Genomic DNA, 13,368 nt, shown 5'->3' on the forward strand with positions numbered 1-13,368 from the left:
GCCCTTCCGGGCCAATGGCGGCCAGAAGAGGCTTCATTATGGAGGAGAATCATGACTGATCGCGTGTCGGCGGGGAACCTGCGCGTCGCAAGAGTGCTCTACGACTTCGTGAACAACGAGGCCCTGCCCGGCACCGATATCGACCCGGACAGCTTCTGGGCCGGCGTCGACAAGGTCGTCACCGACCTCACTCCGAAGAACCAGGAGTTGCTCAACCGCCGCGACGAGCTGCAGGCCCAGATCGACAAGTGGCACCGGCAGCGCGTGATCGAGCCGTTCGATGTCGATGCGTACCGGCAGTTCATCACCGACATCGGTTACCTGCTGCCCGAACCCGACGATTTCACGATCACGACCTCGGGCGTCGACGACGAGATCACCACGACCGCGGGTCCGCAGCTGGTGGTGCCGGTGCTCAACGCCCGGTTCGCGCTGAACGCGGCGAACGCGCGTTGGGGCTCGCTGTACGACGCCCTGTACGGCACCGACGTCATCCCCGAGAGCGATGGCGCGGAGAAGGGCACCAGCTACAACAAGGTCCGCGGCGACAAGGTCATCGCCTACGCGCGCAACTTCCTCGACCAGGCGGTGCCGCTGGAATCCGGCTCCTGGGCCGACGCGACGGGGCTGTCGGTCGACGACGGCCAGCTGAAGGTCGCGACCGCCGACGGGACCGTCGGCCTGGCCAGCCCGGAGAAGTTCGCCGGCTACACCGGCGAGCTCGGTTCCCCCGACTGGTCGGTGCTGCTGGTCAATCACGGCCTGCACATCGAGATCCTCGTCGACCCCGAGTCGCCGGTCGGCAAGACCGACCGCGCCGGCATCAAGGACGTGGTCCTGGAATCGGCCGTCACAACGATCATGGACTTCGAGGACTCGGTGGCTGCCGTCGACGCCGACGACAAGGTGCTGGGCTACCGCAACTGGCTCGGGCTGAACAAGGGCGACCTGTCCGAAGAGGTGGACAAGGACGGCAAGACCTTCACCCGCGTGCTGAACCAGGACCGCACCTACACCACGCCCGACGGTGCGGGCCAGCTGACCCTGCCGGGTCGCAGCCTGCTGTTCGTCCGCAACGTGGGTCATCTGATGACCAACGACGCCATCGTTGATGCTGACGGTAACGAGGTGTTCGAGGGCATCATGGACGCGCTGTTCACCGGGCTGACCGCGATCCACGGGCTCAAGACCGGCGACGCCAACGGCCCGCTGACCAACAGCCGCACCGGGTCCATCTACATCGTCAAGCCCAAGATGCACGGACCCGACGAGGTCGCGTACACCTGCGAGCTGTTCAGCCGCGTCGAAGATGTCCTGGGCCTGCCCCAGGCCACCCTCAAGGTCGGCATCATGGACGAGGAGCGGCGTACCACCGTGAACCTCAAGGCGTGCATCAAGGCCGCCGCCGACCGCGTCGTGTTCATCAACACCGGCTTCCTGGACCGGACCGGCGACGAGATCCACACGTCGATGGAGGCCGGTCCGATGATCCGCAAGGGTGCGATGAAGAACAGCACCTGGATCAAGGCCTACGAGGACGCCAACGTCGACATCGGCCTGGCCGCCGGCTTCAAGGGCAAGGCGCAGATCGGCAAGGGCATGTGGGCGATGACCGAGCTGATGGCCGACATGGTGGAGCAGAAGATCGGCCAGCCCAAGGCTGGCGCCACCACCGCCTGGGTGCCTTCGCCGACGGCCGCCACCCTGCACGCGATGCACTACCACTACGTCGATGTCGGCGCCGTGCAGGAGGAGTTGGCCGGCCAGAAGCGCACCACCATCGACGAACTGCTGACCATCCCGCTGGCCAAGGAGCTGGCCTGGGCCCCCGAGGAGATCCGCGAGGAGCTCGACAACAACTGCCAGTCGATCCTCGGCTACGTGGTGCGCTGGGTCGCCCAGGGTGTCGGCTGCTCGAAGGTGCCCGACATCCACGACGTGGCGCTGATGGAAGACCGTGCCACGCTGCGGATCTCGAGTCAGCTGCTGGCCAACTGGCTGCGCCACGGCGTGATCACCGAGGAGGACGTGCGGGCCAGCCTGGAGCGGATGGCGCCGCTGGTGGACGAGCAGAACGCCAAGGATGCGGCCTACCTGCCGATGGCGCCCAACTTCGATGACAGCCTGGCGTTCCTGGCCGCGCAGGACCTGATCCTGACCGGGACGCAGCAGCCGAACGGCTACACCGAGCCGATCCTGCACCGCCGCCGGCGGGAGGTTAAGGCCCGCGCGGCGCAATCAAATTGAGCTCGTGCCTTAATCGGGCTCACCACGCATCGGTGCAGCTGGTGACTAAGATCGGCGGCGGGTTGACAACAAGTCGGATGGATCGACGGAAAGGCGACGGGCACCGCTATGGGTAGGCACAGTTTGCCCGACCCTGAGGACTCCGCCGACCAGCCGTACGAAAGCGGCGAGACCGGCGACCACCACCCCGACGACTTCTCGGCCGAGGGCCACCACCCGGACGACGAGGAATTCACGGCGGACGACTACTCCGCGGGCGAAGACCTCTACGCCGAGGACGCGTTCGAGGACGACACCGCCGACGAATACCCGGAGTTTCCGCCACGGCAGCCGGGCCCGGCGGCCGCGGAGCCGCCCGCCGCGTCGCCATCGCTGTTCGGCCGCGGCCACCGGGGGCTCGGCGAATGGCGCGGCGGCCATCGCAGCGTGGGCGGGCGCCGCGGAGTGAGCATCGGCGTGATCGTTTCCCTCGTCGCCGTCGTTGTGGTGGTGGGCGGCGTGATCCTGTGGACCTTCATCGGTGACGCCCTGTCCAACCGCTCGCACAAGGCTGCCGGACGCTGTGTGGGCGGCAAGGAGACCGTCGCCGTCATCGCCGACCCGTCCATCGCCGATTCGGTGCGGCAGTTCGCGGAAAACTACAACTCCTCGGCCGGTCCCATCGGGGACCACTGCATGGAGGTCAGCGTCAAACCGGCGGGGTCCGACGCGGTGCTGAACGGCTTCATCGGCAAGTGGCCCGCCGAGCTGGGTGGGCAGCCGGCGTTGTGGATTCCGGGCAGCTCGGTGTCGGCCGCGCGGCTCGCCGGGGCCACGGCGCAGAAGACCATCACCGACAGCCGTTCGCTGGTGACGTCGCCGGTGGTGCTCGCCGTCCGGCCGGAGCTCCAGCAGGCCCTGGGCAGCCAGACGTGGGCGGCGCTGCCCGGGCTGCAGACCAACCCGAACGGGCTGGCCGGCGTGAACCTGCCCGCCTGGGGTTCGTTGCGGCTGGCCGTACCGATGAACGGCAACGGCGACGCGGCGTTCCTGGCCGGGGAAGCGGTAGCGGCCGCGGCCGCACCCGCCGGCGCCCCGGCGACCCAGGGCACCGGCGCGGTGCGCGCGCTGCTGAGCGGGCAACCCAAGCTGGCGGACAACTCGCTGACGGAGGCGATGAACACGCTGCTCAAACCCGGTGACCCGGCGACCGCGCCGGTACACGCGGTGATCACCACCGAGCAGCAGCTGTTCCAGCGCGGCCAGTCGCTGCCAGACGCCAAGGGCGCCTTGGCGTCCTGGTTGCCACCCGGGCCGGCGCCGGTCGCCGACTACCCCACGGTGCTGCTCAGCGGCTCGTGGCTCACGCAGGAGCAAACCTCGGCGGCGAGCGAGTTCGACCGTTTCATGCGCAAGCCCGGCCAGCTCGCCAAGCTGGCCAAGGCCGGCTTCCGGGTCAACGGGGTCGCACCGCCGAGCAGCCCGGTCACCACGTTCCCCGCCCTGCCGGGGACGCTGTCGGTGGGCGACGACGCGACGCGCGCGACGCTGGCCGAGGCGATGGCAGCCCCGTCGAGCGGGCTCGCCGCGACCATCATGCTGGACCAGTCGATGCCCGGCCAGGAGGGCGGAAAGACCCGGCTGGCCAACGTGATCGCGGCGCTTCAGGACAAGATCAAGGCGCTGCCGCCCACCTCCACGGTCGGGCTCTGGACGTTCGACGGCCACGAGGGACGATCCGAGGTGCCCGGTGGGCCGCTCGGCGACCCCGTCAATCCCCCCAGTGGCCAGCCGCGCTCGGCGGCGCTGGTGGCCGCGTTGGACAAGCAGTACTCGTCGCCCGGCGGGGCGGTGTCGTTCACCACGCTGCGGATGATCTACCAGGACATGCAGGCGCATTACCGTACGGGGCAGACCAACTCGATATTGGTCATCACCGCGGGGCCACACACCGACCAGACGTTGGACGGCCCCGGGTTGCAGGACTTCATCCGCAAGAGCGCGGACCCGGCGAAACCGATCGCGGTGAACGTCATCGACTTCGGCGCCGACCCGGACCGCGCCACCTGGGAAGCGGTCGCCCAGCTCAGCGGTGGCGGTTACCAGAACCTCGCCACGTCGGCGTCGCCCGACCTCGCCGCGGCCCTCAACGCGTTCCTGAGCTGAGGGCCGGTTCCGCCCGCGCAAGTACCGTAAGCGAACTTGGCGGCGGGGTCTTCACGTCCGCGACCGCGACTTGGCGTTAGGCTCGATCGAGGTTGATTCCACGGCCGACGCGATGGGGAGCACTGCGAAGGTTCCGGAGTTGAGTGCCCTCCCGTTGATCCTGAGGGCGCCCGATGGCGCGCGGGTCCGTGAAGACGGCCGGGGTGGCGCTGCGAAAGGATGATCCACGACCGAAATGACGAATCTGATTACTGGGCAAGGGCTTCCGGACGTGGTCGTCACCGGGATCGCCATGACCACCGCACTGGCCACCGACGCCGAGACCACCTGGAAATTGCTACTCGACTGCCAAAGCGGGATCCGCGAGCTCGATGACCCGTTCGTAGAGGAGTTCGACCTGCCCGTTCGCATCGGCGGGCACCTGCTGGAGGAGTTCGACAGCGAGCTCAACCCGGCCGAGCTGCGCCGGACGGGGTACCTGTCAAGAATGTCGGCCATCGTCAACCGGCGGGCGTGGGACCACGCCGGCTCCCCGGAGGTCGACCCCAACCGCCTGCTGGTGTCCGTCGGCACCGGATTCGGTTCCGGCGAGGAGTTGGTGTTCACCCGCGACACCCTGCGCGCCCGCGGCGTCAAAGCGGTCTCGCCGCTGGCCGTCAGCAAGTACATGCCCGACGCCGCCGCCCAGGCGGTGGGGCTGGAACGGCACGCCAGGGCCGGCGTGATGACCCCGGTGTCCGCGTGCGCGTCCGGGTCGGAGGCGATCGCACGCGCCTGGCAGGCGATGGTGTTCGGTGAGGCCGACGTCGCGATCTGCGGTGGCGTGGAGACCCGGATCGAGGCCGTGCCCATCGCCGCCTTCGCCAACATGCGGATCGTGATGTCGACGAACAACGCGAATCCGGCCGGCGCGTGCCGCCCGTTTGACAAGGACCGCGACGGTTTCGTGTTCGGCGAGGCCGGCGCGCTGATGGTGCTCGAGACCGAGGAACACGCCAAGGCTCGCGGGGCGCGCATCCTGGCCCGGTTGATGGGCGCAGGCGTGACCTCCGACGGCTACCACATGGTGGCGCCGGACCCGAGCGGGAACCGGGCCGGGCACGCGATGACGCGCGCCATCCAGCTCGCGGGCCTCACACCCGGCGACATCGACCACGTCAACGCGCACGCCACCGGAACACAGATCGGTGACCTGGCCGAGGGCAAGGCCATCAACAACGCGCTGGGCACCAACAAGCCGGCGGTGTACGCGCCGAAATCGGCCCTCGGGCACTCCGTCGGCGCGGTCGGCGCGGTGGAGTCGATCCTGACCGTGCTGGCGCTGCGCGACCAGATCGTTCCGCCGACGTTGAACCTGGAAAACCTCGACCCGGAGATCGATCTGGACGTGGTGTCGGGTAATCCGCGCCGGGGCAACTACCAGTACGCCATCAACAATTCGTTCGGGTTCGGCGGGCACAACGTCGCCCTGGCCTTCGGCAGGTACTGAAACGTCAGCGGCCCGTTGTCGTCACACTCCGGGCCTAGCATCATGAACGCTACCGAAGGAGCGCCATGAGCATCGATTTCACCCCCGACCCCGCGCTCTATCCGTTCCAGTCGCGCTGGTTCGACAGCTCGCGAGGACGCATGCACTACATCGACGAAGGTGACGGCCCGCCGATCCTGCTGTGCCACGGCAACCCGACGTGGAGCTTCCTGTATCGCAACATCGTCATCGCGCTGCGTGACCGCTTCCGTTGCATCGCACCGGATTACCTCGGCTTCGGACTCTCGGACCGGCCCGCGGGGTTCGGTTACAAGGTCGACGAGCACGCCCAAGTGGTGGGTGAGTTCGTCGACCACCTCACTCGACGGGAAGGTCTGGACGGCTTTGTGACGATGGGGCAGGACTGGGGCGGTCCCATCAGCATGGCGGTCGCGGTGGAGCGCGCCGACCGGGTGCGCGGTGTCGTCCTGGGCAACACCTGGTTCTGGCCCGCGGACGAATTCACCACCAGGATGTTCAGCCGGGTGATGTCCAGTCCCCCGCTGCAATACGCGATCCTGCACCACAACTTCTTCGTCGAACGCCTGATCCCGGCCGGCACCCAGCACCGCCCCACCGATGCGGTGATGCAGCACTACCGGGCGGTCCAGCCCAGCGCCGACGCCCGCAGGGGCGTCGCGGAGATGCCCAAGCAGATCCTGGCCGCCGGTCCCCTGCTGGCCCGGCTCGCTCGGGAAGTGCCGGCCAGGCTCGGCGCCAAGCCCGCGCTCTTTGTCTGGGGGATGAAGGACTTCGCGTTCCGGCCCGGCCCCACCCTGCCGCGCATGCGCGCGGCCTTCCCGGACCATGTCGTGGTCGAATTGCCCAACGCCAAGCACTTCATCCAGGAGGATGCCCCGGAGCAGATCGCGATGGCGATCATCGAGCGCTTCGGCTGACCGCCCGCGCGGGATTCAGGCGAACGCCTCCACCGGCGGGCACGAGCAGACCAGGTTGCGGTCGCCGTAGGCGCCATCGATGCGCCGCACCGGCGGCCACACCTTCGGCCGGAAGCTCTTGCCCAGCGGGTAGGCGGCGTCTTCGCGCGTGTACGGGTGCTGCCAGTCGGCGACCAGCAGGCACTCGGCGGTGTGCGGCGCTCCCCGCAGCGGATTGTCGTCCACGGGCCACTCCCCCGCGCCGACCCGGTCGATCTCGCCGCGGATGGCGATCATCGCTTCGCAGAAGGCGTCGACCTCGGTCAGGGTCTCGCTCTCGGTGGGTTCCACCATCAGCGTGCCGGCCACCGGGAAGCTCATCGTGGGCGCGTGAAAGCCGTAGTCGGCCAACCGCTTTGCCACGTCGTCGACGGTCACACCGGTGGACTTGGTGATCGCCCGCAGGTCCAGGATGCATTCGTGGGCGACCATGCCGTTCTCCCCGGTGTAGAGCACGGGGAAGTACTCGTCGAGCCGGCGGGCGATGTAGTTGGCCGACGCGATCGCGGTCAGCGACGCCGCGCGCAGGCCGTCGGCGCCCATCATCCTGATGTAGGCCCAGCTGATCGCCAGGATCGAAGCCGACCCGTAGGGCGCCGACGACACCGGGTGGCCCTGGGGCAATTCAGGGGCGTGCGGGTGGCCGGGCAGGAACGGGGCCAGGTGCGCACGCACGGCCACCGGTCCCACCCCGGGCCCCCCGCCGCCGTGCGGGATGCAGAACGTCTTGTGCAGGTTCAGGTGGCTGACATCGCCGCCGAACTTCCCCGGCCGGGCCAGGCCGACCAGCGCGTTGAGGTTGGCGCCATCGACGTACACCTGGCCGCCGGCGTCGTGGACGGCCGCGCAGATCTCGGCGATGTCGTGCTCGTAGACGCCGTGGGTGGACGGGTAGGTGATCATCAGCGTGGAGAGCTCATCGCCGTACTGGGCGACCTTGGCGCGCAGGTCATCCAGGTCGACGTCGCCGGCCCGGCCAGGCTCGTCGTGGCAACGCACCACCACCACCCGCATGCCGGCCAGCGCCGCCGACGCCGCGTTGGTGCCGTGCGCGCTGGACGGGATCAGGCAGATGTTGCGGTGCGGCTCACCCCGGCTGGCGTGGTAGTCGTGGATGGCCAGCAGGCCGGCGTATTCGCCCTGCGAGCCGGCGTTGGGTTGCAGCGAGACGGCGTCGTAGCCGGTGATCTGCACCAGCCAGGTCTCCAGGTCGCTGATGAGCCGGCGCAGCCCCGGGGTGTCCGATGCCGGGGCGAACGGATGCTGGCGGGCGAACTCCGGCCAGGTGATGGGTTCCATCTCGGCGGCGGCGTTGAGCTTCATCGTGCACGAACCGAGCGGAATCATGCTGCGGTCCAAGGCGATGTCTTTGTCCGCCAGCGTCCGCAGGTAGCGCATCATCGCCGTTTCGGTGCGGTATTGCGTGAACGCGGGGTGGGTCAGGAACGCCGAGGTGCGGGTCGCGATGTCCAGGCCGGCCGGCTTGCCGGCCCTGACGCCGAAGGCCTTCAGCACCGCCGCAACGTGGGCGTCGGTGGTGGCCTCGTCGCACGCCACCGAGACGTGGTCGGCGTCGACGCGCCACAGGTTGACGCCGCCGGCCTTGGCGGCGGCCACCACCTCGTCGGCGCGTCCCGGCACCCGGGCCAGCACCGTGTCGAAGAACTTGTCGTGCACCAGCGCGTCGCGCAGGCCTGCCGCGACGGTTTCGGCGTGTCCGTGGACGCGGCGGGCGATCGCGGTCAGTCCGTCGGCGCCGTGGTAGCTGGCATACATGGCGGCCATCACCGCCAGCAGCACCTGCGCGGTGCAGATGTTGCTGGTCGCCTTGTCCCGCCGGATGTGCTGCTCACGGGTCTGCAGTGCCAGCCGGTAGGCCGGGGACCCGTCGGTGTCCATCGACATGCCGACCAGCCGGCCCGGCAGTTGCCGGGCATGGTTGGCGTGCACCGACAGGTATCCGGCGTGTGGGCCGCCGAATCCCATTGGCACACCGAATCGTTGCGTGGTTCCGAACGCGACGTCGGCGCCGATCTCCCCCGGCGGTGTGATCAGCGTCAACGCCAGCAGGTCGGCGCCGATGGCGACCAGCGCGCCCCGCTCGTGGGCCGCCGAAACCAACGCCGACCAGTCCGTGATCCGACCGCTGGCGCCGGGCAGCTGGGTGATGACGCCGAAGAACTCGCCGTCGGGCAGGCCGTCCCGCAGGTCGACGGTGACGATCTCGATGCCCAACGGCCGCGCCCGGGTGGCCAGCACGGCCGCGGTCTGGGCGAACAGATCGGCGTCGACGGCGAGGCGGTTCGACGTCCCACGGGTCGCGCGGTGCATCAGCGTCATGGCCTCGGCGGCCGCGGTGCCCTCGTCGAGCATCGACGCGTTGGCGACCTCCAGCCCGGTCAGGTCGGCCACCATCGTCTGGAAGTTCAGCAGCGCCTCCAGGCGGCCCTGGCTGATCTCGGGCTGATACGGCGTGTAGGCGGTGTACCACGCCGGGTTCTCCAGGACGTTGCGCACCAGCACCCGCGGGGTGAGCGTGTCGTAGTAGCCCTGCCCGATCATGGAGACGGCCACCGTGTTGGCCTCGGCCAACGCCCGCAACTCCGCCAGCGCCTCCGATTCGGTGACGGCGGGCGGCAACTCGTCGAGGCCCGGCGCCGCGCCGCTGCCGGTGAGCTTGTCGAGGATGCCCGCGGGTACGGCCTTGGCGGCAAGCTGGTCGAGCGAATCGACCCCGATGACGCCCAGCATGGCCGCGACGGCCTGGGCGTCCGGGCCGATGTGGCGGGCTGCAAAGGTTGTGTGGTCCGGCACGGCGGGTCTCCTGAGGTGGCGGCAGAGGCAGAGGACTAGCGGTCCCCTCCCTCTGTCTTCACCCGTTCGCCGGGCGCCTGAGAGATTCGGCGCCCGTTGGTGTTCGGGCGCCTTTCCCCATCGGCGGGTGCGGACCGCGAGGGGTCAGCACCGCTTTCCAGAGGCATCGTTTACCTGCGCGGTCCGGGTGCCTGAGAGGTTGGCGGAGAGGTGTTGCTCCTTCGGCGTCCGTGACTGGCCGCCACGGAACTCTCCCGCACAAGTGCGATGCGTGAGCCAGTTTACCCGCCCGAATCGCGTGGGTGCGCTCAACCGATCTTGCGGTCGCGGTGCTTGCGGCGGGAGGCCAGCTCGTCCTCCGGCGCGGCGATCGACTCGCCGCCGTCGGCCCGCTCGCCGGGGAAGTCGGCGATCACGCCGGTCAGCTCGCGCATGGCGCCGGACACGGCGATGCCGAACACGCCCTGCCCGCCCTGCAGAAGGTCGACGACCTCTTCGGCCGACGTGCATTCGTACACCGTGGTGCCGTCGGAGAACAACGTGATGTTGGCCAGGTCCTGCACGCCGCGCTGGCGCAGATGATCGACCGCGACCCTGATGTTGTGCAGCGAGATCCCGGTGTCGAGCAGCCGTTTGACGATCTTGAGGACCAGGATGTCCTTGAACGAGTACAGCCGCTGGCTGCCCGAGCCGGCCGCGCTGCGGATGGACGGCACGACCAGCGAGGTGCGTGCCCAGTAGTCCAGCTGGCGGTAGGTGATTCCAGCGATCTGGCAAGCGCTCGGGCCCCGGTATCCCACCAGCTCGTCGGGCACCGAGTCGTCGGGAAACAGTCCGGGCTGCACGGGTGCTTCCGGTGCGGCGGTCGCGTGGTCAGCTAGGTCCAGCTGTTCTTGGCGTGGCTGCTCGCCCACGGTGCTTCCTCTCGCCGATCGCGCTTTCGTTTCCAGCTGCGTCACTGGCTGCGTCGCAGCCACGTTTGCTCAGGCCCGAGTGCTAGAGAGCTTACGCTTTTCGATAGCCACCGCGCCCTTAAGTCGTGATCAAAGTATGGCCGCCGCCGGGCCAACTGAGGGCGCTATCCGCCAGGCGTGTCGACATCCCGGGGCTAGTTGAAACAGATCCGTGATGTCGATGCCCAGGGTAGTACGCGCACCGCGGGCGCCCAAACCGCGCTCACGCGGCCCACAGATGGCCTACGTCGCCTTGAAATCGTCGGGCGACACGCTGTCGAGAAACTCCTTGAACTTCTCCACCTCGTCCTCGCGGACAGCGGTGCCGCCCTCCTCGTCGCTCTCGTCGGGGATGAGCAGGCCGGCCTGGGCCAGCACGGCCTCCTCGACGTAGATCGGAACACCGACGCGCAGCGCTATCGCCACCGAATCCGAGGGTCGTGCGGACACGGTGATGTTGCGGTCGAAGACCAGGTCGGCGTAGAACGTGCCCTCTTGCAGGTCGACGATCCGCACCTCCTTGAGCGAATGGCCAAGCGCGGCAATGACATCCCTGATCAGGTCGTGTGTCAGCGGGCGGGGCGGCTCGACCCCCTGCTGCTCGAGCGCGATGGCGGCAGCCTCCGATTGGCCGATCCAGATCGGCAGGTACCGGTCGCCGTCGGTCTCGCGCAGTAACAGGACCGGCTGGTTCTGCGGCTGCTCCACGCGAATGCCGACAACACGAACTTCACCCATTTGTGTCTGCCCTCCGCATGTGCTGCCGTGTCGGTTCTTGGCGCGACGACGACGCCGAATTACCGCTGTGCCGCCGAAGACCAAGCTATCGACGAAGTCTAGTCCTCAGCGATGAAGAACGTCGCGAACGGCGGATTTGATCAGCGACGTGTGCAACGTGATGGCCAGGGCCGCCACCTCGCGGGCCAGGTCGTCGGCGCGGTCGCGGGCGCCGGCCTTGTCGGCTTTGATTAGCGGCCCGGCGATTTGGGCGATCAGGTCCGATTGCCGATCCGCCGCCGAGCGGAAAGCGCGAAGATGCCGCGGCTCCACACCGTATTCGGAAAGCGCACGCGCGCACTGCAGGATGACGACGGCGTGTTCGTCGAATAAGCCGCCCGGGCCGGTGGTGATCACCCCCGCCTTCAGCAGCGCCGTCAACAGGTCGTCGTCGACCCCGGAGCGCTCGAGCAGGTCTTCACGACTCAGGCGAATGCTCGACGGCGCCACCGCGGCCGTGTCGGATCCGGGCTCCGGGCCCCCGGCACCGGCCTCCCCGACTCCCGCCACGGACACCAGGCGCGGCGCGGAGTAGGGCGAGCCGAACGGCGGCAACTCGCCGTCGGGCTGGGCGTCCAACTGTGCCCGGATGACCTTGAGCGGTAGGTAGTGGTCGCGCTGCGCGGTCAGGATGAAACGCAACCGGGCGCAGTCGTATGCGGTGAATCTCCGATAGCCCGACGCGGCACGCTGTGGCGTCACCAGTCCCTCGGCCTCCAAGAAGCGAATCTTGGAGATCGTGACATCGGGAAAGTCCGGCCTCAACATCTCCAGGACCGTCCCGATCGACATCCCGGCCAGCGCCGGGCTATCGGGCGCGCTCACTAGCCTCCGGATCCTCCGTCCTCACCCTGCTTGGGCCCGGTCAAAAACACCAAGCGGAACTTGCCGATCTGCACCTCGTCGCCGTTGGCGAGCACCGCCGAGTCCACGGGCTCCCGGTTGACGTAGGTGCCGTTAAGGCTACCGACATCCACCACGTTGAATTCGTTGTTTTCCAACCTGAATTCGGCGTGGCGGCGGCTGACCGTGACGTCGTCGAGGAAAATGTCGCTGTCCGGATGCCGACCGGCCGACGTGATCGGCTGGTCGAGCAGGAAGCGCGACCCCGCGTTCGGCCCCCGCTTGACGACCAATAGCGCCGAGCCGGCCGGGAGGCCCTCCACCCCGGATACCGCACTCTCGGTGCCGGCCTGCGCCGGGGCATCCAGTTCGTTGAGGAAGTCGGCACGGAAGACGGAGGTCGTCTCCACCGTGACTTCGTCAGAGGTCTGGTCGTTGTCCATGTCCGTCACGCGCTGCTCCTCACTGGCCGCTGTGGCGTTGTCTGACCGGGCCGCTCGGCCGGCTGCTCACTAGGTTTCTTCGCCCGGTACTGCCGATTACCGCGACCGGGGCCTTCAAGTGTCGATGTGTCGACGGTACCGCGCATAGGTCTGCAATGTGCCCCCCACCCGACGATCGAAAGGCCGATCTCCCGCCTTTCCCCCGCCGGCCTGCCGCGCCGCTCGCGTCGCCGCGCAGGGCTGGCAGGCACCTTAGCAACCGTCATTCGGTCAGCGTTCCGCGGTAGGCCTCCGCGTCGAGCAGCGACGAGATGGCCGACTCCAACGCGGCGGTGTCGGCCGTCCGCACCTCGACCAGCCAGCCCGCCCCGTACGGGTCGGAGTTCACCAGCTGCGGACTGCCCTCCAGGTCAGCGTTCACCGCCGATACCGTGCCCGACACCGGGGCGTACAGATCCGACACCGATTTTGTCGACTCCACCTCGCCGAACGATTCGCCCGCGGTCAGTTCGGTGCCGACCTCGGGCAGCTGAACGAAGACGACATCGCCGAGCGCCGACTGGGCGAAGTCGGTGATGCCGACCCGCGCGGTGTCCTCAGCGCTTCGGCGAACCCACTCGTGTTCGGCGGTGTAGTGCAGATCGGGTGGGATGTCGCTCACGAGTGGTCCTGTTCTGTTG

General features: G+C 68.5%; 10 protein-coding genes and 2 riboswitches. Of the genes, 4 read left to right on the forward strand and 6 right to left on the reverse strand.

The window, feature by feature from the left end; translation table 11 throughout:
- Positions 1-51: 51 nt before the first annotated feature.
- The 4 genes from AWC03_RS05670 to AWC03_RS05685 all read left to right on the forward strand — a co-directional run bounded on the left by AWC03_RS05670 (position 52) and on the right by AWC03_RS05685 (position 6,819).
- Positions 52-2,247 carry a malate synthase G gene (locus AWC03_RS05670; protein WP_085239554.1) on the forward strand — a complete coding sequence of 732 codons (2,196 nt, stop codon included), beginning with the start codon at positions 52-54 and terminating at the stop codon, positions 2,245-2,247.
- Between the two features lie 108 nt (positions 2,248-2,355).
- Positions 2,356-4,392: a hypothetical protein gene (locus tag AWC03_RS05675; protein WP_085239555.1), complete on the forward strand. Its 2,037-nt coding sequence runs from the start codon at positions 2,356-2,358 to the stop codon at positions 4,390-4,392.
- A gap of 235 nt (positions 4,393-4,627) precedes the next feature.
- Positions 4,628-5,881, forward strand: a complete 1,254-nt coding sequence (kasB, locus tag AWC03_RS05680; protein WP_085239556.1) for a 3-oxoacyl-ACP synthase KasB — start codon at positions 4,628-4,630, stop codon at positions 5,879-5,881.
- 65 nt (positions 5,882-5,946) lie between these two features.
- Entirely contained in the window at positions 5,947-6,819 is an 873-nt protein-coding gene (locus AWC03_RS05685; protein ID WP_085239557.1) for a haloalkane dehalogenase, read from the forward strand.
- Positions 6,820-6,834: 15 nt separating this feature from the next.
- Here AWC03_RS05685 and gcvP read toward each other — a convergent pair whose 3' ends face one another.
- The 6 genes from gcvP to gcvH form a co-directional block, all read right to left on the reverse strand.
- Positions 6,835-9,672, reverse strand: coding sequence for an aminomethyl-transferring glycine dehydrogenase (gcvP, locus tag AWC03_RS05690; protein WP_085239558.1), 2,838 nt, complete (start codon positions 9,670-9,672; stop codon positions 6,835-6,837).
- Positions 9,673-9,714: 42 nt separating this feature from the next.
- Positions 9,715-9,839, reverse strand: a riboswitch (glycine riboswitch).
- 2 nt (positions 9,840-9,841) lie between these two features.
- A riboswitch (glycine riboswitch) is annotated at positions 9,842-9,939 on the reverse strand.
- A gap of 41 nt (positions 9,940-9,980) precedes the next feature.
- Positions 9,981-10,586 carry a MerR family transcriptional regulator gene (locus tag AWC03_RS05695; RefSeq protein ID WP_085239559.1) on the reverse strand — a complete coding sequence of 202 codons (606 nt, stop codon included), beginning with the start codon at positions 10,584-10,586 and terminating at the stop codon, positions 9,981-9,983.
- Between the two features lie 282 nt (positions 10,587-10,868).
- Complete coding sequence (locus AWC03_RS05700; protein WP_007170013.1) at positions 10,869-11,363, reverse strand: bifunctional nuclease family protein; 495 nt, start codon at positions 11,361-11,363, stop codon at positions 10,869-10,871.
- Positions 11,364-11,468: 105 nt separating this feature from the next.
- Positions 11,469-12,227, reverse strand: a complete 759-nt coding sequence (gene ftsR / locus AWC03_RS05705) for a transcriptional regulator FtsR (RefSeq protein ID WP_085239560.1) — start codon at positions 12,225-12,227, stop codon at positions 11,469-11,471.
- Positions 12,227-12,688, reverse strand: coding sequence for a glycogen accumulation regulator GarA (gene garA, locus AWC03_RS05710; protein WP_276038948.1), 462 nt, complete (start codon positions 12,686-12,688; stop codon positions 12,227-12,229). Before garA ends, ftsR begins: the two co-directional genes overlap by 1 nt.
- A 262-nt stretch (positions 12,689-12,950) precedes the next feature.
- Entirely contained in the window at positions 12,951-13,349 is a 399-nt protein-coding gene (gcvH, locus tag AWC03_RS05715) for a glycine cleavage system protein GcvH (RefSeq protein WP_085239561.1), read from the reverse strand.
- Positions 13,350-13,368 lie beyond the last annotated feature (19 nt).

It is taken from the genome of Mycobacterium europaeum (assembly GCF_002102155.1).
In the GTDB taxonomy this organism is placed as follows: Bacteria; Actinomycetota; Actinomycetes; order Mycobacteriales; family Mycobacteriaceae; genus Mycobacterium; species Mycobacterium europaeum.

Bases quoted from the DNA above. Each gene is read 5' to 3' on its own strand.
- AWC03_RS05670 (WP_085239554.1), top strand. From the start codon at position 52: ATGACTGATCGCGTGTCGGCGGGGAACCTGCGCGTCGCAAGAGTGCTC.
- AWC03_RS05675 (WP_085239555.1), top strand. From the start codon at position 2,356: ATGGGTAGGCACAGTTTGCCCGACCCTGAGGACTCCGCCGACCAGCCG.
- kasB (WP_085239556.1), top strand. From the start codon at position 4,628: ATGACGAATCTGATTACTGGGCAAGGGCTTCCGGACGTGGTCGTCACC.
- AWC03_RS05685 (WP_085239557.1), top strand. From the start codon at position 5,947: ATGAGCATCGATTTCACCCCCGACCCCGCGCTCTATCCGTTCCAGTCG.
- AWC03_RS05700 (WP_007170013.1), bottom strand. From the start codon at position 11,363: ATGGGTGAAGTTCGTGTTGTCGGCATTCGCGTGGAGCAGCCGCAGAAC.
- garA (WP_276038948.1), bottom strand. From the start codon at position 12,688: ATGGACAACGACCAGACCTCTGACGAAGTCACGGTGGAGACGACCTCC.